General features: G+C 66.6%; 16 protein-coding genes. 4 read left to right on the forward strand and 12 right to left on the reverse strand.

What is annotated here, in order from left to right:
* The first annotated feature begins 49 nt into the window (after positions 1-49).
* Positions 50-2,158 carry a PQQ-dependent dehydrogenase, methanol/ethanol family gene (locus QTH90_RS28540; protein ID WP_286667939.1) on the forward strand — a complete coding sequence of 703 codons (2,109 nt, stop codon included), beginning with the start codon at positions 50-52 and terminating at the stop codon, positions 2,156-2,158.
* A gap of 237 nt (positions 2,159-2,395) precedes the next feature.
* On the opposite strand, the gene QTH90_RS28545 is transcribed toward QTH90_RS28540, so the two are convergent.
* Complete coding sequence (locus QTH90_RS28545) at positions 2,396-3,370, reverse strand: tripartite tricarboxylate transporter substrate-binding protein (RefSeq protein ID WP_286667940.1); 975 nt, start codon at positions 3,368-3,370, stop codon at positions 2,396-2,398.
* A 184-nt stretch (positions 3,371-3,554) separates the two neighbouring features.
* Here QTH90_RS28545 and QTH90_RS28550 point away from each other — a divergent pair, with 184 nt between their 5' ends.
* Positions 3,555-5,015 (forward strand): NAD-dependent succinate-semialdehyde dehydrogenase, encoded by a 1,461-nt coding sequence (locus tag QTH90_RS28550; RefSeq protein ID WP_286667941.1) that lies wholly within the window; start codon positions 3,555-3,557, stop codon positions 5,013-5,015.
* A gap of 190 nt (positions 5,016-5,205) precedes the next feature.
* Positions 5,206-5,955, forward strand: coding sequence for an SIR2 family NAD-dependent protein deacylase (locus tag QTH90_RS28555; RefSeq protein WP_286667942.1), 750 nt, complete (start codon positions 5,206-5,208; stop codon positions 5,953-5,955).
* On the opposite strand, the gene QTH90_RS28560 is transcribed toward QTH90_RS28555, so the two are convergent.
* Together QTH90_RS28560 and QTH90_RS28565 are read right to left on the reverse strand one after the other, a co-directional pair.
* Entirely contained in the window at positions 5,928-6,872 is a 945-nt protein-coding gene (locus QTH90_RS28560; RefSeq protein ID WP_286667943.1) for an acetamidase/formamidase family protein, read from the reverse strand. The genes QTH90_RS28555 and QTH90_RS28560 overlap by 28 nt on opposite strands.
* Before the next feature lie 12 nt (positions 6,873-6,884).
* Entirely contained in the window at positions 6,885-7,640 is a 756-nt protein-coding gene (locus QTH90_RS28565; RefSeq protein WP_286667944.1) for an SDR family NAD(P)-dependent oxidoreductase, read from the reverse strand.
* Between the two features lie 145 nt (positions 7,641-7,785).
* On the opposite strand from QTH90_RS28565, the gene QTH90_RS28570 reads away from it, so the two are divergent.
* The gene (locus tag QTH90_RS28570) at positions 7,786-8,226 is read left to right on the forward strand and encodes a CBS domain-containing protein (RefSeq protein ID WP_286569717.1); all 441 of its coding nucleotides are present in this window, start codon (positions 7,786-7,788) and stop codon (positions 8,224-8,226) included.
* 86 nt (positions 8,227-8,312) lie between these two features.
* Here QTH90_RS28570 and QTH90_RS28575 read toward each other — a convergent pair whose 3' ends face one another.
* The 9 genes from QTH90_RS28575 to QTH90_RS28615 all read right to left on the reverse strand — a co-directional run bounded on the left by QTH90_RS28575 (position 8,313) and on the right by QTH90_RS28615 (position 18,817).
* Complete coding sequence (locus QTH90_RS28575; protein ID WP_286667945.1) at positions 8,313-8,915, reverse strand: hypothetical protein; 603 nt, start codon at positions 8,913-8,915, stop codon at positions 8,313-8,315.
* A 102-nt stretch (positions 8,916-9,017) separates the two neighbouring features.
* Positions 9,018-10,352 carry a cytosine deaminase gene (locus tag QTH90_RS28580; protein WP_286667946.1) on the reverse strand — a complete coding sequence of 445 codons (1,335 nt, stop codon included), beginning with the start codon at positions 10,350-10,352 and terminating at the stop codon, positions 9,018-9,020.
* Positions 10,353-10,389: 37 nt separating this feature from the next.
* Positions 10,390-11,640, reverse strand: a complete 1,251-nt coding sequence (locus QTH90_RS28585; protein WP_286667947.1) for a phenylacetate--CoA ligase family protein — start codon at positions 11,638-11,640, stop codon at positions 10,390-10,392.
* Complete coding sequence (locus QTH90_RS28590; protein ID WP_286667948.1) at positions 11,637-12,449, reverse strand: ABC transporter ATP-binding protein; 813 nt, start codon at positions 12,447-12,449, stop codon at positions 11,637-11,639. The genes QTH90_RS28585 and QTH90_RS28590 overlap by 4 nt, the downstream gene beginning before the upstream one ends.
* A 136-nt stretch (positions 12,450-12,585) precedes the next feature.
* Complete coding sequence (locus QTH90_RS28595; RefSeq protein WP_286667949.1) at positions 12,586-13,914, reverse strand: ABC transporter substrate-binding protein; 1,329 nt, start codon at positions 13,912-13,914, stop codon at positions 12,586-12,588.
* 43 nt (positions 13,915-13,957) lie between these two features.
* Positions 13,958-15,022, reverse strand: a complete 1,065-nt coding sequence (locus tag QTH90_RS28600; RefSeq protein ID WP_286667950.1) for a branched-chain amino acid ABC transporter permease — start codon at positions 15,020-15,022, stop codon at positions 13,958-13,960.
* 120 nt (positions 15,023-15,142) lie between these two features.
* Complete coding sequence (locus QTH90_RS28605) at positions 15,143-16,072, reverse strand: branched-chain amino acid ABC transporter permease (protein ID WP_286667951.1); 930 nt, start codon at positions 16,070-16,072, stop codon at positions 15,143-15,145.
* Position 16,073: 1 nt separating this feature from the next.
* Positions 16,074-16,859, reverse strand: coding sequence for an ABC transporter ATP-binding protein (locus tag QTH90_RS28610; protein WP_286667952.1), 786 nt, complete (start codon positions 16,857-16,859; stop codon positions 16,074-16,076).
* Complete coding sequence (locus QTH90_RS28615) at positions 16,856-18,817, reverse strand: AMP-dependent synthetase/ligase (RefSeq protein WP_286667953.1); 1,962 nt, start codon at positions 18,815-18,817, stop codon at positions 16,856-16,858. Before QTH90_RS28615 ends, QTH90_RS28610 begins: the two co-directional genes overlap by 4 nt.
* Between the last annotated feature and the right edge of the window lies 1 nt (position 18,818).

Consider the following 18,818-nt stretch of genomic DNA (forward strand, 5'->3'; position numbering starts at 1 on the left):
AGCCGCCGAGGCGGCGATCCTTCGCCACACAACGACAGGAGACGACACGATGACCAAGACCCACGCCGCGCTGGCGCTCGGCGCGTTGCTGTGCCTGGGGGCCGCGACCGCTGCGGCCCAACCCGCGAAGGGCTCGCCCGAGCACATCAAGGCGGCCACCCAGCGCGTGGATGGCTCCTTCATCCGCGCCAACACCGCGAAGACGCCGGACTGGCCGAGCTACGGCCTCGACTATGCGGAGACGCGCTTCAGCAAGCTCGACCAGGTCAACGCGGGCAACGTGAAGGATCTCGGCCTCGTATGGTCGTACGACCTGCAGTCCACGCGCGGTGTGGAGGCCACCCCGCTGGTGGTGGACGGCATCATGTACGTCACCGCCTCGTGGAGCGTGGTGCACGCGATCGATGCGCGCACCGGCAAGAAGATCTGGACCTACGACCCGAAGGTCGACCGCTCCAAGGGCTACAAGGGCTGCTGCGACGTGGTCAACCGCGGCGTGGCGCTCTACCAGGGCAAGGTGTTCGTCGCTTCGTACGACGGCCGCCTGATCGCGCTCGACGCGGCCACGGGACACCCGGTCTGGGAGAAGGACACCCTCATCGACCACGCGAGGTCCTACACCATCACCGGTGCGCCGCGCGTGTTCAAGGGCAAGGTCATCATCGGCAACGGCGGCGCGGAGTACGGCGTGCGCGGCTACGTCACGGCCTACGACGCTGCCACGGGCGACCAGAAATGGCGCTGGTTCACCGTGCCGGGCGATCCGTCCAAGCCCTTCGAGGACGCGTCGATGGCCAAGGCCGCGAAGACCTGGGACCCGAGCGGCAAGTACTGGGAAGCGGGCGGCGGCGGCACGGCGTGGGACACGCTGACCTTCGACCCCGAACTCAACCTCATGTACGTGGGCACCGGCAACGGCTCGCCGTGGGCCCACAGCAAGCGCAGCCCGAAGGGCGGCGACAACCTCTACCTGGCGTCGATCGTCGCGCTCAACCCGGACACCGGCAAGTACGTCTGGCACTACCAGGAGACGCCCGGCGACAACTGGGACTACACCTCCACGCAGCCGATGATCCTGGCCGACATCAAGATCGACAACAAGCCGCGCAAGGTGATCCTGCATGCGCCGAAGAACGGCTTCTTCTTCGTCATCGACCGGACCAACGGCAAGTTCATCTCGGCGAAGAACTTCGTCGACGTGAACTGGGCCAGCGGCTTCGACAAGAACGGCCGGCCGATCGAGATTGCGGCCGCACGGCAGAACACGAAGCCCGGCGACAGCATCCCCGGCCCCTTCGGCGCGCACAACTGGCATCCGATGTCCTTCAACCCGCAGACGGGGCTGGCTTATCTGCCGGCGCAGAACGTGCCGCTCAACCTGATGGACGACAAGGACTGGAAGTTCAACGAGAACGCGCCCGGCCGTCCGCATGCGGCGCTGGGCTGGAACACCGCCATGTTCGCCAACGCGCAGCCGCCCGCGAGCAAGCCGATGGGCCGCCTCATCGCGTGGGACCCGGTCGCGCAGAAGGAAGCGTGGGGTGTCGAGCACGCGTCGCCCTGGAACGGCGGCACGCTCACCACCGCCGGCAATCTCGTGTTCCAGGGCACCGCGGATGGCCGCCTGGTCGCTTACAACGCCAAGACCGGCGAAAAACTCTGGGAAACACCCACTGGCACCGGCGTGGTGGCCGCGCCCGCCACCTTCATGGTCGACGGCAAGCAGTACGTGTCGGTGGCGGTCGGCTGGGGCGGCGTCTACGGCCTCGCCCAGCGCGCGACCGACCGGCAAGGGCCCGGCACCGTCTACACCTTCGCGGTCGGCGGCAACGCACCCAAGCCGGACTTCGTGCAGTACCGCATGGACAAGCTCCTGCAGGGCGTCAAGTACGACCCCGCCAAGGTCGAGGCCGGCACCATGCTCTACGTGAGCAACTGCGTCTTCTGCCACGGCGTGCCGGGCGTCGACCGCGGCGGCAACATCCCGAACCTCGGCTACATGAACTCGTCCTACATCGAGAACCTCGACAAGTTCGTCTTCAAGGGCCCGGCGATGGAACGCGGCATGCCCGACTTCAGCGGCAAGCTGACCCCGGATGACGTGGAGAAGCTCAAGGCCTTCATCCAAGGCACTGCGGACGCAATAAGACCGAAATAGTTGCTCGCCCCCAGGCTCCGCGCACTTCGTGTCGCTTCGCCCACCCCCTGCCGGGGGCAACACCGGCGGCCCGGCGGAGCCGGTTCCGCGGTGTTCCACCAACTCAAAAGCCCCGCATGCGGGGCTTTTGCTTTTTGATCTACGGCTGCCCCGGAACTGGCTTCGCCAGGCCGGAGGCGGCGCCCCCGGCAGGGGGTAGGCGGCTACACGAAGTGAGCAAGCCTGGGGGCGAGCCCTTTAATCAGCGTAAACGCCAGCCGCCTTGATGATGGGGCTCCACTTGGCGATTTCGGCTGCGACGAACTTCTTGTGGCCGTCCGGCTCGATCCGGCCGTCATTCGCCACCACGGCGCCCAGGCCTTCCTGCTTCTTGATGAAGTCCGGGTCCTTCAGCGCGACCTTCAGCGCGTCGTTGATCTTCTTGGTGACAGCCGCCGGCGTGCCCTTCGGTGCATAGAGGCCGTGCCAGATCGTGACCTGGAAGTCCTTCAGGCCCGACTCCTGGAGCGTCGGCAGGTCCTTGAGCAACGGCGTCGTCAGCCGCTTGTTGGTCGTCACCGCGAAGGCCTTGACCTTCTTGGCCTCGATCTGCGGCGAGGTGTTGGTCGTCTGGTCGCACAGCAGGTCGATCTGGCCGCCGATCAGGTCGGTGATGGCGGGCGCCGTGCCCTTGTACGGCACGGGCGTCATCTCGGTCTTCGTGGCGGTCTGGAAGAGCAGGCCGCACAGGTGCGAGGCGGAGCCGACGCCGGCATTGCCGAGGTTGATCTTGCCCTTGTTGGCGGCGATCCAGGCGGACAGTTCCTTGTAGTTGTTCGCCTGCATGCTGGGCTTGGAGATCAGCGTCATCGGCACGTCGTTGACGATGCCGAGGTATTCGAAGTCCGTCTCGACCTTGAAGGGCACATTGCGCACCAGGGTCGGAATGGTCGACATGCCGATGTGGTTGAGGAGCAGCGTGTAGCCGTCCGGATTGGCACGCGCCACCTTGGCCGCACCGATCGAGCTGCCGGCGCCCGGCACGTTGTCGACGACGATGCTGACGCCGCCCAGGGGCTTGCGCAGCGCTTCGGCCAGGTCGCGCGCGACGCGGTCGGTCGGGCCGCCGGCTGCGAAAGGCACCACGATGTTGATGGGCTTGCTTGGGAAGTCCTGGGCATGTGCGCCCACCACCGCTGCGGCGATGGCCGTCAAGGCGAGTAGTTTCTTCATGATCTCTCCGAATTGAAAATCGGCCGCGATCTTATCGGCTGACCGCGCCCTGACCACAGCTGATTTTCCCGAAGACCTTGATGAAGGCCAAGAAATGCGCGCGACCGGTGGTTTTCGCCGCGCCCGATGTGGGCCGGCGCCATCGCGGGTATCGTGCCTCCTCTCTATCCACGGAGTGCGAGACATGTTGAAACTGAAGGATCCGACCCTGCTGCGCCAGCAGGTTTTCATCGCCGGCGAATGGGTGGATGCGGACAACCGCGAAACCGTTCCGGTCACCAATCCGGCCAATGGAGAGCAGATCGGCACCGTGCCGATGTGCGGCACCGAGGAGACCGTGCGCGCCATCGCCGCGGCCGAGGTCGCACAGCGCGCCTGGGCGCAGCGGCCGGCCAAGGAGCGTTCGGCCATCCTGCGCAAGCTCAATGACCTGATGCTCGCCAACCAGGACGATCTCGCGCTCATCATGACCACGGAGCAGGGCAAGCCGCTTGCCGAGAGCAAGGGCGAGATCGCCTATGCGGCGTCCTTCATCGAGTGGTTCGCCGAAGAAGCGCGCCGCGTGTACGGCGACACCATCCCGGCGCCGCAGGCCGACCGCCGCATCCTGGCGCTGAAGCAGCCGGTGGGCGTGACGGCGGCGATCACGCCCTGGAACTTCCCGACCGCGATGCTCACGCGCAAGGCCGGGCCGGCATTGGCGGCCGGGTGCTCCATGGTGGTCAAGCCCGCGACGCAGACGCCGTTCTCGGCGCTCGCCTTCGCCGAACTGGCCGACCGCGCCGGACTGCCCAAAGGGCTGCTGTCGGTGCTGACCGGCTCGGCCTCGAAGATCGGCGGCGAGATGACGCGCAGCCCCATCGTGCGCAAACTGACCTTCACCGGCTCGACCGAGGTCGGCCGCACGCTGATGAAGCAATCCGCCGACACCATCAAGAAGCTATCGCTCGAACTCGGCGGCAACGCGCCATTCATCGTGTTCGACGACGCCGACGTCGATGCGGCCGTCGAGGGCGCGATGGTCTCCAAGTACCGCAACACCGGCCAGACCTGCGTCTGCGCCAACCGCATCTATGTGCAGCGCGGCGTGCTCGAAGCTTTCACGCAGAAGCTGGTTGCCAAGGTCAACGCCCTGAAGGTCGGCGAGGGCACCGAGCCCGGCGTGAACCAGGGGCCGCTGATCGACGACAAGGCCGTGGCCAAGATCGAGCAGCACGTGGCCGACGCCGTCGCCAAGGGCGGCAAGGTGCTGGCGGGCGGCCAGCGTCATGCACTGGGCGGGCGCTTCTACCAGCCCACGGTGATCGGCGGCGCGACGGCGGACATGCTGGTCGCGCACGAGGAAAGCTTCGGTCCGCTGGCGCCCATCTTCGCCTTCGACACCGAAGCCGAAGCGATCGCGCTGGCCAACGACACCGAGTTCGGCCTCGCCTCGTACTTCTACAGCCGCGACATCGGCCGCATCATGCGCGTCGCCGAGGCGCTCGAATGCGGCATCGTCGGCGTCAACACCGGGCTGATCTCGACGGCGGAGGCGCCCTTTGGCGGCGTCAAGCAGTCGGGGCTGGGCCGCGAAGGATCGAAGTACGGGCTCGACGACTTCCTGGAGATCAAGTACGTGTGCCTTGCCGGGTTGGACATGTAGCTCGCCCCCAGGCTTCGCGCACTTCGTGTCGCTTCGCCTACCCCCTACCGGGGGCAATACCAGTGGCCCGGCGGAGCCGGTTCCACGGTATTTCTGGGATCGGGCCTCGATCGGCTGGAGCGTCTCTGGGGTGGGGTTGAGGGCAAAATTGGGGGTTTCCTGTACGAAAGCGATCCCGCAACTCCGATCGATGACTGAAAGCAACGAGGCGCTCGACGCCGCCATCGAACTGTTGCGCACCGCACGGCGCATCGTCGTTTTTTCCGGCGCCGGCCTGTCCAAGGCGTCCGGCATTCCGACCTACCGCGATGCCGACGGACTGTGGATGACCCAGAACGCCGTCCAGTTCTCGCATGCCGACGACCTCGCGCGGGATCCGGCCGGGTTCTCGAAGTTCTGGGCGCATCGCCTGGCCGTCGTCGAGGCCGCCAAGCCCAACCCCGGGCACCTCGCGCTGGCGCATCTGCAGCGGCTGCGCCCTTCGACGCGGCTCGTCACGCAGAACGTGGACGGCCTCCTGACGCTCGCCGGCGGCATGGACGTGCTGGAACTGCACGGATCGCTGCGGCGCTGGCGATGCGACCGCTGCGGCAACCGCCGCGGCCCCTGGCTCTTCCAGCGGTGCACGCGTTGCGGCTCGCGCGCACGGCCGGACGTCGTGATGTTCGGCGAGATGCTCAATCAGGGCGTGCTGCTGGACGCCCAGACAGCGGCGCAGGAGGCGGACGTCTTCGTCGTGGTCGGCAGTACCGCCGTGGTCTATCCGGCTGCGGACCTGCCGCTGCAGTCGCTTTCCGGCGGCGGCAGGCTCATCACGCTCAACATGGAGCCGCTGCATCTGGACGCCCTGGCGTCCGTCGTGCTCAGGGGCGCTTCGGAAGACCTCTTGCCCCGCCTGATGGCGGGCTTGGGCTATTCCAGCACCACCCTCGGAAAGTAGAACGAGACCACCCAGTTCGGCACATCGACGATCGAACTGATGCGCAGGTCGGCACACACGCTGCACAGCATGTAGGCATCGATCGGCTCGTAGCCGTAGCGCCGGCTCAGAAGCTCGACCATCTCGGAGACCGCCATGCGGGCGCCGGCCATCAGGTCGGGGCCGATGCCGGTCGTCACTTCGTAGCCCTTCGTGTCGAAATGGCGGCTGACCGGACCGGGCGTGACGTAGCGCGGCGAGCGCAGGCGGGCGTCCTTCACCAGTTCGAACTTGAGGGCGACGTCGATGGCGCTTTCGATCGCCGTGCCGCAGACTTCGCCGTCGCCCTGCGCCGCATGGGTGTCGCCGACCGAGAAGATCGCGCCGTCGACCTCGATCGGGAGATAGAGTTCCGTGCCCTCCGCGATGTCGCGGGCATCCATGTTGCCGCCGACATTGCGCGGCGGAATGATGCTGTGCAGGCCAGGCTCGGCCGGGGCCACGCCGATGGTTCCCGTGAAGGGCCGAAGCGGCACGCGCCCGCCGGGTCCGTACATCGCGGGCGTCAATCCGGGGTCGTAGTTCCAGTGATGAAGCCTCGCCTTTGGAAACTGGTCGGTGAGCAGCCCGAAGCCTGGGATGTTCCCGGTCCAGCCCCAGCCCGACGGACGCAGCGACAGCACGGTGACCTTGAGCGCGTCGCCCGGCTTCGCGCCGTCGATGAAGACCGGTCCGGTGACCGGGTTGACGTGGGCCAGGTCGAGTTTCTCGAGGTCGGCGGCCGTCGAGGTGCGCGAGAGCTGGCCGGAGGACGCATCGATGGTCTCGAACTCCACGGTCTCGCCCGGCGCGATCGTCAGGCAGGGCGGGAACGCGTTGTTCCAGCCGTGGTGGAAGTGGTCCTTGTGGATCGTGTGACGGGTGCTGAGATCGCTCATGGCCCTATCCCCCTAGACCGCGACGGTGAGCGCGCCGTCGATCACCAGGTTGGTACCGGAGATGCGGCTGGCCGCCGGGCTCGAAATGAACACCACGCCGCGCGCCACTTCGTTCGGCGTGCCGAACTTGCCGGTGGGGTTGACCTTGAGCGTCGAGGCGTAGAGGTCGGGCATGTTCTTCTCGATGGTCTGCCAGATGCCGCCGTCGAAGTAGGTGTTGCCCGGCGAGACGCAGTTCACGCGGATGCCCTTGCCGACGAGTTGCCGGCTCAGCCCCTTGGCGTAGTGGATCAGCGCCGCCTTGATCGCGCCGTAGGAGCCGGCGGCAAAGTCGACTTCGAAGCCGGAGACGCTCGATATCAGCACGATCGAAGCGCTGTCGGACTTCTCCAGGAACGGAACTGCCGCGGCCACCGCGTTGACGGTGTGCATCATGTCGGTCCGGAAGGATTTCTCCCAGGAGTCCGCCGTGTCGCCGACCGCAAGTGCGCTCACGTTGCACACCAGCGCATCGATGCCGCCCAGCACATCGGCGCTCGATGTGATCCAGGCGCCCAATGCCGCTGCGTCGGCGACGTCCAGCGCGCGCCCGAACGACTTGACGCCCCTGGCCTGCAGTGCGGCCGCCGCCTCGCCCACCTCGTCTTCCTTGCGCGCGCAGATCGAGACGTCCGCGCCTTCGTCGGCGAAACACTCGGCGACGGCCCTGCCGATGCCCCGGCTGCCGCCGGTGACGACAGCCCGCTTGCCCTTGAGTCCGAGGTCCATGGCAACTCTCCTTTTGGGGGGACTGAATTCTGAGCGCCTGCGAAGGGGCTGTAAATGTCGGCACGCGCGTCGTTGCCTCCGCTTGTGGCACTCGTGCGGGCCGCGCAGAATGACAGGCACCTGCCCCTTCCTGGAGGAACAACCCATGAAATCCGTGGCGGAAATTCTCAAGGCCAAAGGCGATTCGACGGTCTATTCCATCGAGCCCACGGCCTCGGTCTTCGATGCCGTCAAGCTGATGGCGCAGAAGAACGTCGGCGCGCTCCTCGTCATGGAGCGCGATCGCATCGTCGGCGTGGTGACCGAACGCGACTACGCACGCAAGGTCGTGCTGATGGCGCGCTCATCCAAGGACACGCCACTGCGCGACGTGATGACCGCGGCCGTGATCTACGTGCGGCCCAACCAGACCAGCGAGGAATGCATGGCGCTGATGACGGAGAACCGCGTGCGCCATCTGCCGGTGATGGACGGCGGCAAGCTGATCGGGCTGATCTCGATCGGCGACATCGTGAAGGGGATCATCTCCGAGCAGAACTTCATCATCGAGCAGCTGCAGCACTACATCTCGGGAGAGCATCGTTGAGCTGCTGCACTTCGCCATCCGCGACCTGATGCCGCCGTGGCTGGCGAGCGTGTGGCGCAAGCTGGCGATCTAGGCCCGCGAAGGCCTCAATCCGCCCCGTCGTCACCCCGCATGCCGGTTTCCCCAGCCCCGCGCACCAGCAACTGGCGCAGCCGGTCCCGCAGCGCCGGGATGGCCGTGGCATGGCTCGCCGGGGCCTCCCACTGCCGATAGATCTCGCGCTCCCTCGCCAGGCATTCACCGAGCGAGGCGAGATTCCGCTCGTTGTAGGCCCAGACGCCCTCCACCACGAAGTTGCCCGGCGTCTCGTGATCGGGCCGCGGCGTGATGGTGACGCCTTCGGCGCCGATGTCCTGCAGCAGCGCCGAGCGTGCCGAGGCGACCTTCATGCCGTCGCCGTGCATCTCGATTTCGCGGCTGAGCGAGTAGCTCACGGTCTGGATGCCGTGGAAGTGCTCGGCAAGATAGGCCGTGACCTCGAGCAGCACCAGCGGACCGAAATTCCGCTTCTTTTCCTTCACGAACCGGGAGGGCAGGAAGCGCTCGATGTGCACTTCCGTCCCGTCGCGGCTGACCCTGACGGGGTCGACCGTTCCCAGGTGGACGCTGCCGTCGTGCACGTGCATGGGCTCGCCGAGCTCATAGCGCTTGCCGTCGCGTCCCGTGATGCGGAGGCTCTCGAAAGTCATCGGTCGAGAATGCCATGCGCATCCTGACGCGAGGCCCAAGGCGATGCGAGGCAATCCCCGTACACCACGAAGACCGCACGAAATGGCGAGAAAAATACGCCCTCAGGCGCGCATGAGATCGTCAAGAAGCCGGTAGTCGGGCAGGGTGGTGTCGATCGCACGGCCGGCGCGCAGCACGGTGCGGTCGAACTGCGCACGCGCAAGCATCTCCGAATAGTCGCGCGCCTTGAGCACGATCAGGTCGGCGGGCGTCCCGGGCTTCAGCACGCCGCGCTCGATGCCCATGATCGCGGCCGGCGTCTCCGTGGCCGCGCGGATCCAGTCGCCGAGCGGGTGGTCCAGGTGCAGGATCTTCACGGCCTGCGTGAAGGTGTCGAGCATGTCGTGGTCGCCATACGCGTAGAACGGGTCGCGGCAGTTGTCGCCCGCCACCGCCACGCGCAGGCCGCGCGCCTTCATCTCGTGCAGCACCGTCACGCCGCGCCAGCGGGGCGTGCGCGCCTCCTGGCTGCGGTCCTGCAGGTACATGTTGACGGTGGGCAGGCTGACGATGTCGATGCCCGCGTCCTTGCAGGCGGCGATCGTTTCCTCGATGAACTCGTCGGTCTGCAAGGCGAGGGAGGTCACGTGGCCGCAGAGGATGCGGCCGGTGAAATCCTGCGCCATCGCCGTGCGCGCGACCCGGATGAGCGCGCGAGCGTTCGGATCGGTCGATTCGTCGACATGCAGGTCGAGGTGGAGTCCGCGCTCGGCCGCGAGCGTGAACACACGAACCAGCGCCTCGTCCAAGTCTGGCGGCATGGTCTCGCCCGGGAAGCGGGCCGAGCGCGTCACGCAGCCGAGCTTGCCGCCGCTCTCGGCCACGATGTCGGCGAGCTGGCGGCCTTCGTCCGTCAGGAAGATGTCCAACGGCGCGATGGAGGACACCTGCAGGTCGATGCGTCCGGCCCAGCGTTCGCGCATTTCGCGGAACACGGGAAACGAGATCGATGCCTGTGGGGCGAGCGAGTCCAGGTGCGTGCTGATCGCGACCACGCCCTTGGCGTAGGCGGTGCAGAGGCCGAACTCCATGCGGCGGCGCACGTCGTCGGCATTCCAGCGTGCGGTGCGGTCGCGCATCGTCGCCATGGAGGCGCCCGCGCCGTCGCCGGTGGGATTGGGCTGGCGCGGCCAGATATGGCCCTTGTCGAGGTGGGTGTGGCAGTCGACCATGCCCGGCAGCACCATCGACGCATCGAGATCGGGGCCGAGTTCGGCGGGCATGGCGCCTGCGGCCTCGATGGCCGCGATGCGGCCGTTGTCGATCAGCAGGTCGATCGCGGCGAGTTCGCCGGCGGGGTTGCCCGGCAGATCGGTGGCGACGAGGCAGCGGGGAGCGCGTAGGTTGCGCAGGGCGAAGCGGGACGCGGCGGGCGGCTGGAAGAAGGCGTGGGTCATTGCGGAGGGACTGAAAGCAGGTTCCGCGCCCGGCCCGCTACTTGTAGCTGCGCGCGTCCTCGATCACCTTGCCGTCGTTCGGCAGGCTTCCCGGTGCGACCAGCTCCACCGTGCCGCGCAGCTTGGTCACGTCGCGGATCGCCTCGCCGATGCGCTCGGCCAGGCCCTCGGCCGCCGTGGGGCATTCGAGCCGCAGCGTCATGCGGTCGTCGGCCATCTCGCCTTCGACCACCAGCCGTGCGCGCTGCACCTCCGGAAAGCGTCGCGCGATCTCCGCGATCTGGCCCGGGTGCACGAACATGCCGCGCACCTTGGTCGTCTGGTCCGCACGGCCGAGCCAGCCCCTGATGCGTGCGTTGGTGCGGCCCGTGGGGCATGGCCCCGGCAGCACGGCGGAGAGGTCGCCCGTGCCGAAGCGGATCAGCGGGTAGTCGGGGTTCAGCGTGGTGACGACGATCTCGCCGACTTCGCCTTCCCGCACCGGGTCGCCGGTGCCGGGCCGCACGATCTCCACGATCACGCCTTCGTCCAGCACCAGCCCTTCGCGTGCGCGGGTCTCGTAGGCAATCAGGCCCAGGTCGGCGGTGGCATAGCACTGCATGCCGGTCACGCCGCGCTCGGCGATCCAGTCGCGCAAGCTCGGCGGAAAGGCTTCGCCGGACACCAGTGCCTTGGTGAGCGATGGCAGCGGCACGTTCTTCTCCGCGGCCTTTTCGATGATGATCTTCAGGAAGCTCGGCGTGCCCGCGTAGCCCGCGGGCCGCAGGTCGGCGATGGCTTCCACCTGCTGCTCGGTCTGCCCGGTGCCGCCCGCGAAGACGGTGCAGCCCAGCGCACGCGCGCCGCTTTCCATGATCGCGCCGGCCGGCGTCATGTGATAGCTGAAGCAGTTGTGCACCAGCTCGCCGTTGCGAAAGCCCGCTGCGTACAGGGCACGCGCGGTGCGCCAGTAGTCGCGTGCCTCTCCTTCGGGCTCGTAGATGGTGCCGGGGCTGGCGAACACGCGCGTCATCCTTGGCCCGAAGCGGATCGCCGAGAAGCCGCCGAACGGATCGCTCGCGCGGCGCGCCTGCTGCAACGCCAGCAGCTCGGACTTCCGCGTGACCGGCAGCTTCGCCAGCGCCGCGCGGCTCGTGATGTCCGCCGGCTTGACGCCGTCGAGGATCTTCGCAAACGCCGATGCGGCAGTCTGGGCCTGCATGATCTGGCGAGGCAGTGCGGCAAGCAGATCCCGCTCGCGTTCCGCCGGATCGCGGATCTCGAGTTCGTCGTAATAGTCCTTCGTCATGCCAGCCACCGTTTCCTGCGCTTGTAGCTCTTGACGTCGCGGAAGCTCTTGCGGTCGGCGCCGCCGACGCCGAGGTAGAACTCCTTCACGTCCTCGTTCTCCCGCAGGCTCTTCGCTTCGCCGTCCATCACGATGCGGCCGTTCTCGAGGATGTAGCCGTAGTCGGCGAAGCGCAGCGCCATGTTCGTGTTCTGCTCGGCGAGCAGGAAGGTCACGCGCTCCTTCTCGTTCAGGTCCTTCACGATGCTGAACACTTCTTCCACGATCTGCGGCGCGAGGCCCATCGATGGTTCGTCGAGCAACACCATGTTCGGGTTCGCCATCAGCGCTCGGCCGATGGCGCACATCTGCTGCTCGCCGCCGGAGGTGTAGGCGGCCTGCGAGGTCCGCCGTGTCTTGAGGCGCGGGAAGTAGGCATAGACCTTTTCCAGCGTCTGCGCGATCGCCGCCTTGCCGTCGGTGCGCGTGTAGGCGCCCGTCATCAGGTTGTCCTCGATCGTGAGGTGCGCGAAACAGTGGCGCCCCTCCATCACCTGGATCAGCCCGCGCTTGACCAACTCGGCCGGCGACAGCGCCTCGATGCGCTCCCCGCGCAGCTCGATCGTGCCCTTGGTCACCGCGCCGCGCTCCCCGGCAAGCAGGTTCGACACCGCGCGCAGCGTGGTCGTCTTGCCTGCGCCGTTGCCGCCGAGCAGCGCCACGATGCCGCCCTCCGGCACCACGAGCGAAACGCCCTTCAGCACGAGGATCACGTGGTTGTAGATGACCTCGATGCCGTTGACGTTGAGAAGAATGTTGGTTTCGCTCATTGAAGCTCTTTCAAACCCCGCCTCTTGCACGCCCTTTCGGGAAACACCGCGGACCCGGCTCCGCCGGTCCGCAGGTGTTGCCCCCTGCAAGGGGGTAGGCGAAGCGACACGAAGTGCGCGCAGCCTGGGGGTGTACTCAGCTACTGCAATCCGCTACGTCGCGGCGCGTGAGTTTTTTCTCGCCTGCGTATTTCTCGCCAGCCACCTTCACCATCGGCTTGATGATCTGCTCGTCAGCCTCGTACCACTCGGGTGCGATGTTCCACTTGCTGCCGTCCCAGGTCTCGATGCGCGCCCAGGTCGAGCCCATGTGGTCCTGGCACGAGGTGCTGATCGGGCGCATCACGCCGGCGAAGCCCAGCGCGTCCAGCTTCTTCTGGTCGAGCGCGAGGTTCTCCAGGCCCCAGCGCACCTGCTCGCCGGTCATGACCTTGCCCTTGCCGAAGCGCTCCTGCGCGCGCCGGACGGCCTCGACGCCCAGCATCTGGATGATCACGCCGCGCGTGTAGAGCACCGAGCCGACCTCGTCCTTCGGTCCCGTGCCCTGGCCCTTGTCGTGCACGTTCTTCAGGATGTCCTGGATTACCTTCGGCTGCGTGCCCGAGCCGTTCAGCGCGAGCGCGTTGTAGCCCTTGGCATTGGCGCCCACGTCCTTCACGTCGGGTTCGGCGCCGGCCCACCACACGCCGTACATCTTCTCGCGCGGGTAACCGGTGGCGACGGCTTCCTTGAGCGCGGTGGAGTTCATCACGCCCCAGCCCCAGAGCAGCACGTAGTCGGGACGCGACTGGCGCACCTGCAGCCAGGCGGATTTCTGCTCGATGCCGGGCGCCGCGACAGGGATCAGCGACAGCTCGAAGCCATTCATCTTCGCGCGCTCCTGCAGCAGCGGAATCGGTTCCTTGCCGAAAGGCGAGTCGTGATAGACCAGCGCGATCTTCTTGCCCTTGAGCTTGTCGGCGCCGCCTTCCTTCTTGGCGATGTGCTGGATCAGGATGTCCGCCGCGGTCCAGTAGCTGCCCATCAGCGGGAAATTCCACTTGAACACGTTGCCGTCCTGCGAGGCCGACAGGCCATAGCCCAGCGTGATCAGCGGGATCTTGTCGACGGGCGCCTTGTCGGTCAGCGCGAAGGTGATGCCGGTCGCCTGCGGATCGATCAGCGAAGCGCCCTTGCCCTTCAGGCGCTCGTAGCATTCCACGCCCTTGTCGGTGGCGTAGCCCGTTTCGCATTCCTCGTAGCTGATCTTCACGCCGTTGATGCCGCCGGTCGCGTTGATGAGCTTGATGTAGTCCTGCTTGCCGTTGGCCCAGGGCGTGCCGTTAGGCGCGTAGGGGCCGGTGCGGTACACCAGCAGCGGAAAGAACTGCTCCTTGGCCTGCGCCTGCACGAGCGATGGCGCAAGCATCGCGCCGAGGGTGCTGGCCGCCAGGGCGGCGGTCACAGCGAGCGATTTCAGTTTCATGCCAGTCTCCTTGGGGGCACTCCAGTGCCGGTTTGCGAACGAACTAATGGGGGAAGGGCCAGAGGCGAAGTTTTTCTTTCGCCGTCGACCAGAGTCGTGCGAGCCCATGCGGCTCGACGATCAGGAAGAAGACGATGAGCGCGCCGAAGATCATGAATTCAAGGTGCGACGCCAGCGCCGTCGAGATCGAGATGCCGAACCACCCGGGCAGCTGGTTGAGCAGGATCGGGAGCAGCACGATGAAGGCCGCGCCGAAGAAGCTGCCCATGATCGAGCCGAGCCCGCCGATGATCACCATGAAGAGCAGCTGGAACGAGCGGTCGATGTTGAAAGCCGCCGGCTCCCACGTGCCCAGATGCACGAAGCCCCACAGCGCACCCGCCACGCCGACGATGAACGAACTCACCGCGAAGGCCGAGAGCTTGGCGTAGACCGGACGGATGCCGATCACCGCGGCGGCCACGTCCATGTCGCGCATCGCCATCCATTCGCGGCCGATCGCGCTGCGCACCAGGTTCTTGGCGAGCACCGCGAAGACCACCAGCAACGTGAGGCACAGCAGGTATTTCTGTACGGCAGTCTCGACCGGGAGCCCGAACAGGCTGAGGCCCGAGGCAGTCACCGAGCCGGACGAGGAATTGTTGGTGAGCCAGTTGATCCGCAGGAAAGCCCAGTCGACGAAGAACTGTGCGGCCAGCGTAGCCACCGCGAGGTACAGCCCCTTGATGCGCAGGCTCGGGATGCCGAAGAGCACACCGACAGCGGTCGAGCACAGTCCGCCGAGCAGCAGCGAGAGGATCAGCGGCATGCCCTCGATGCGAACGTGGAAGTTGTAGGCCGCGTAAGCGCCCACCGCCATGAAGGCCCCGGTGCCGAGCGAGATCTGACCGCAGTAGCCCACCAGGATGTTGAGTCCCAGCGCGGCGAGCGCGAGGATGAGGAAGGGAATCAGGATCGCCCGGAACCAGTACTCCGGCGCGGTCAGCGGCACCACGGCGAAAGCGAAGACCAGCAGCGCGAGCATCAGCACGCGGTCCTGCAGGATCGGAAAGATCTGCTGGTCGGCGCGGTAGCTCGACTTGAATTGCCCATTCTCGCGATAGAACATCTCAGCAGCTCCAATGCGCCATTCGGGGAATACCGCGGACCCGGCTCCGCCGGTCCGCCGGTATTGCCCCCTGCAAGGGGGTGGGCGGCCACACGAAGTGGGCAAGCCTGGGGGTGAGCTTCATACCCGATCGATGATTTTTTCGCCGAACAAGCCTTGCGGCCTGACGAGAAGGAAAACAAGCGCCAGCACGTAGGCGAACCAGATCTCGATCCCGCCGCCCAGCATCGGGCCGAGGTAGATCTCCGACAGCTTCTCGCCGACGCCGATGAGCAGGCCGCCGATGATGGCGCCCGGTATCGACGTGAGCCCGCCGAGGATCACCACCGGCAGCGCCTTCAGCGCCACCAGCGACAGCGAGAACTGCACACCCAGCTTCGATCCCCAGATGATCCCGGCCACCAGCGCCGCGAAGCCGGCGACGGACCACACGATGACCCAGATGCGGTTGAGCGGAATGCCGATCGATTGCGCGGCCTGGTGGTCGTCGGCCACCGCGCGCAGCGCACGGCCGGTCGATGTCTTCTGGAAGAACAGCGCCAGCACCACCACCAGCGCGGCGGCGACCAGCGCCGCGATCAGGTCCTCGCGGCTCAGCAGCAGGCCGCCCTGGAAGGTGTTCTCCAGAACCATCATCGGTTCCTTGGGCATGCCGACGTCGATCTTGTAGATGTCGTTGCCGAAGAGGGTCTGGCCCAGGCCGTCGAGGAAGTAGGCGATCCCGAGCGTCGCCATCAGCAGCGTGATGCCTTCCTGGTTGACCAGCTTGCTCAGCACGAGCCGCTCGATCAGCCAGGCGACCGCGATCATCACGGCCATCGCGGCGACGAAGGCCAGCACATTGGCGAGCACCAGGCTCTCGAAGCCGAGCCATCGAGGAATCCATTCGGCGAAGCGCGCCATCGCCAGCGCGGCGAACAGCACCATCGCGCCCTGCGCGAAGTTGAAGACGCCCGAGGCCTTGTAGATGAGCACGAAGCCGATCGCGATCAGCGAATAGAGCATGCCGACCATCAAGCCGCCAAAGAGTGTCTCTAGAAAGAATCCCATCTCAATGCTCCGTTCCAAGGTAGGCGCGGATCACATCGGGATTGCCGCGCACCTCGTCCGGTGTCCCGTCGCCGATCTTCTTGCCGTAGTCGAGCACCACCACGCGGTCGGAGATGTCCATCACCACGCCCATGTCGTGTTCGATCAGCACGATGGTGGTGCCGAACTCGTCGTTCACGTCCAGGATGAAGCGACTCATGTCCTGCTTCTCCTCCACGTTCATGCCGGCCATCGGCTCGTCGAGCAGCAGCACCTGCGGCTCCATCGCGAGCGCGCGGCCGAGGTCGACGCGCTTCTGCAGCCCGTAGGGCAGGCGCCCCACCGGCGTCTTGCGATGGAGCTGGATCTCGAGGAAATCGATGATGCGTTCGACGAACTCGCGCTGCGCCAGCTCCTCGCGTTCGGCCGGGCCCCAGCGCAGCGCCTGGGCGAGCAGGCCGCTCTTCATCTTGAGGTTGCGACCCGTCATGATGTTGTCGAGCACGCTCATGCCCTTGAACAGCGCCAGGTTCTGGAAGGTGCGCGCCACGCCCATCTCGGCCACCTGGCGCGAGTTCATGTGCTTGAAGTACTGGCCGCGGAAGGTGACGGAGCCCTGCTGCGGCTGGTAGACGCCGTTGATGCAATTGAGCATCGAGCTCTTGCCCGCGCCGTTGGGCCCGATGATGGCGCGCACCTCGTGCTCGCGCACGTTGAAGCTGATGTCCGTCAGCGCCTTCACGCCGCCGAAGCTCAGGCTGATGTTCTGCACGTCGAGGATGACCTCGCCAGTTTTCCTGCCGGTCATGCTGCCGCCTTCATCGGGGCGAAGCACTTGGCCTCGACGATGCTGAGCGTGGCGCTCACCACACCGGTGCGCCCATCCTCGAACTTGACCTGCGTCTCGATGTACTGCTCCGACTTGCCGCCGTAGAGCGCATCCACCAGCACCGCGTACTTGCCAGCGATGAAGCCACGCCGCACCTTGCGCGTGCGGGTGAGTTCATCGTCGTCGGGGTCCAGCTCCTTGTGGAGCACCATGAAGCGCGCGATCTGTGTGTCGGCCATGCCTTCTTCCGCCGCGAGGTCGGCATTCACCTTGCCGATGCAGTCGGCCACCAGCGCCAGCACGTCCGGCTTGCCCGCGAGGTCGACATAGCCGCCGTAGGCCAGCCCGCGCCGCTCGGCCCAGTTGCCCACCGCCTCGTAGTCGATGTTGATGAACGCGCAGACCTGGTCGCGCTCGTGGCCGAAGCACACGGCCTCCTTGATCTGCGGAAAGAACTTCAGCTTGTTCTCGATGTAGTTGGGCGCGAACATCGCACCCGCCGCGGCGCCGCCCGGCGCGGCCATGCGGCCCACGTCCTTGGCGCGGTCGATGATGCGCAGGTGGCCTTCGGCATCGAGCACGCCGGCGTCGCCGGTATGGAAGTAGCCGTCGGCATCGAGCACCTCGGCGGTCGCGTCGGGGCGCTTGTAGTACTCCTTGAGCACCGACACGCCACGCACGAGCACCTCGCCGTCCGGCGCGATCTTGAGTTCGATGCCGGGCGCCGCGCTGCCCACGGTCTGCAGCTTGACCTTTCCGTCCTGCTGCAGGCACACATAGGCGCAGGTTTCGGTCTGCCCGTAGAACTGCTTGAGGTTGACGCCGATGGAGCGGTAGAAGCGGAAGAGGTCGGGTCCGATCGCAGCGCCCGCCGTGTAGGCCACGCGGATGCGGCTCATGCCGAGCACGTTGCGCAGCGGCCCGTAGATCATCAGATTGCCGATGCCGTACATCAGCCGGTCGCCGAAGCCGACGGGCGCGCCGTTGAGGATGTCGGCGCCCACGCGTCGCGCCAGCGCCATGAACTTCGCATACAGCCAGCGCTTGGGCGCGGCCGCGTCTTCTATGCGGATCGACACCGCCGTCAGCAGTCCTTCGAAGGTGCGCGGCGGGCCGAAGTAGTAGCTCGGCCCGATCTCGCGCATGTCGTTCATCACCGTCTCTGCCGATTCGGGACAGTTCAGCGTGAAGCCGCCGACCAGCCATTGGGCGACCGAGAAGAGATGGTCGCCGACCCAGGCCATGGGCAGGTAGCTCATGATGTTGTCGCCGGGGCCGAGTTTGTCGGTCTCCACGCCGCCGCGGCCCGCCGCGATGAAGCTCGCATGGGTCTGGCACACGCCCTTGGGCCGGCCGGTGGTGCCGGAGGTGTAGAGGATCACGGCGACGTCGCCGGGCTCGCCGGCGGCCACGCTCTGGTCGAAGGCGCCCGGATGCGCGGCATCCCAGGCGCGGCCCAGTTCGCGCAGCTTCTCGTAGCTCATGAGGCCGGGCTGGTCGTAGTGGCGCAGCCCGCGCGGATCGTCATAGATGATGTGGCGGATGGCCGGGCGGGTTTCGCGGCATTCGAGCAGCTTGTCCACCTGCTCCTGGTCCTCGGCGATCACGAACTCGACCGAGGCGTCTTCCAGCATGAAGACCATCTCGCCGGCCACTGCGTCCTGGTAGAGCGGCACGGGCACGCCGCGCAGGCATTGCGCAGCGACCACCGCCATATAGAGATGCGGCCGGTTGGCGCCGACGATCGCGAGGTTGTCGCCTGCCTTGAAGCCGAGGCTCGCCAGTCCGCAGGCGAACTCCCGCACTTCGCGCGCGACCGCTGCCCAACTCCAGGTCTGCCAGATGCCCAGATCCTTTTCGCGCACGGCCGGCGCGTCGGGCTGCTGCTTCGAATGCTCCAGCAACAGGCGAGGAAAGGTGTTGGCTGTGGTCTGCACG

This window comes from Variovorax flavidus, assembly GCF_030317145.1.
Classification (GTDB): domain Bacteria; phylum Pseudomonadota; class Gammaproteobacteria; order Burkholderiales; family Burkholderiaceae_C; genus Variovorax; species Variovorax flavidus.

Coding starts and splice junctions, on each gene's coding strand:
- QTH90_RS28540 (WP_286667939.1), top strand. CDS start 50: ATGACCAAGACCCACGCCGCGCTGGCGCTCGGCGCGTTGCTGTGCCTG.
- QTH90_RS28545 (WP_286667940.1), bottom strand. CDS start 3,370: ATGAAGAAACTACTCGCCTTGACGGCCATCGCCGCAGCGGTGGTGGGC.
- QTH90_RS28550 (WP_286667941.1), top strand. CDS start 3,555: ATGTTGAAACTGAAGGATCCGACCCTGCTGCGCCAGCAGGTTTTCATC.
- QTH90_RS28555 (WP_286667942.1), top strand. CDS start 5,206: ATGACTGAAAGCAACGAGGCGCTCGACGCCGCCATCGAACTGTTGCGC.
- QTH90_RS28560 (WP_286667943.1), bottom strand. CDS start 6,872: ATGAGCGATCTCAGCACCCGTCACACGATCCACAAGGACCACTTCCAC.
- QTH90_RS28565 (WP_286667944.1), bottom strand. CDS start 7,640: ATGGACCTCGGACTCAAGGGCAAGCGGGCTGTCGTCACCGGCGGCAGC.
- QTH90_RS28570 (WP_286569717.1), top strand. CDS start 7,786: ATGAAATCCGTGGCGGAAATTCTCAAGGCCAAAGGCGATTCGACGGTC.
- QTH90_RS28575 (WP_286667945.1), bottom strand. CDS start 8,915: ATGACTTTCGAGAGCCTCCGCATCACGGGACGCGACGGCAAGCGCTAT.
- QTH90_RS28580 (WP_286667946.1), bottom strand. CDS start 10,352: ATGACCCACGCCTTCTTCCAGCCGCCCGCCGCGTCCCGCTTCGCCCTG.
- QTH90_RS28585 (WP_286667947.1), bottom strand. CDS start 11,640: ATGACGAAGGACTATTACGACGAACTCGAGATCCGCGATCCGGCGGAA.
- QTH90_RS28590 (WP_286667948.1), bottom strand. CDS start 12,449: ATGAGCGAAACCAACATTCTTCTCAACGTCAACGGCATCGAGGTCATC.
- QTH90_RS28595 (WP_286667949.1), bottom strand. CDS start 13,914: ATGAAACTGAAATCGCTCGCTGTGACCGCCGCCCTGGCGGCCAGCACC.
- QTH90_RS28600 (WP_286667950.1), bottom strand. CDS start 15,022: ATGTTCTATCGCGAGAATGGGCAATTCAAGTCGAGCTACCGCGCCGAC.
- QTH90_RS28605 (WP_286667951.1), bottom strand. CDS start 16,072: ATGGGATTCTTTCTAGAGACACTCTTTGGCGGCTTGATGGTCGGCATG.
- QTH90_RS28610 (WP_286667952.1), bottom strand. CDS start 16,859: ATGACCGGCAGGAAAACTGGCGAGGTCATCCTCGACGTGCAGAACATC.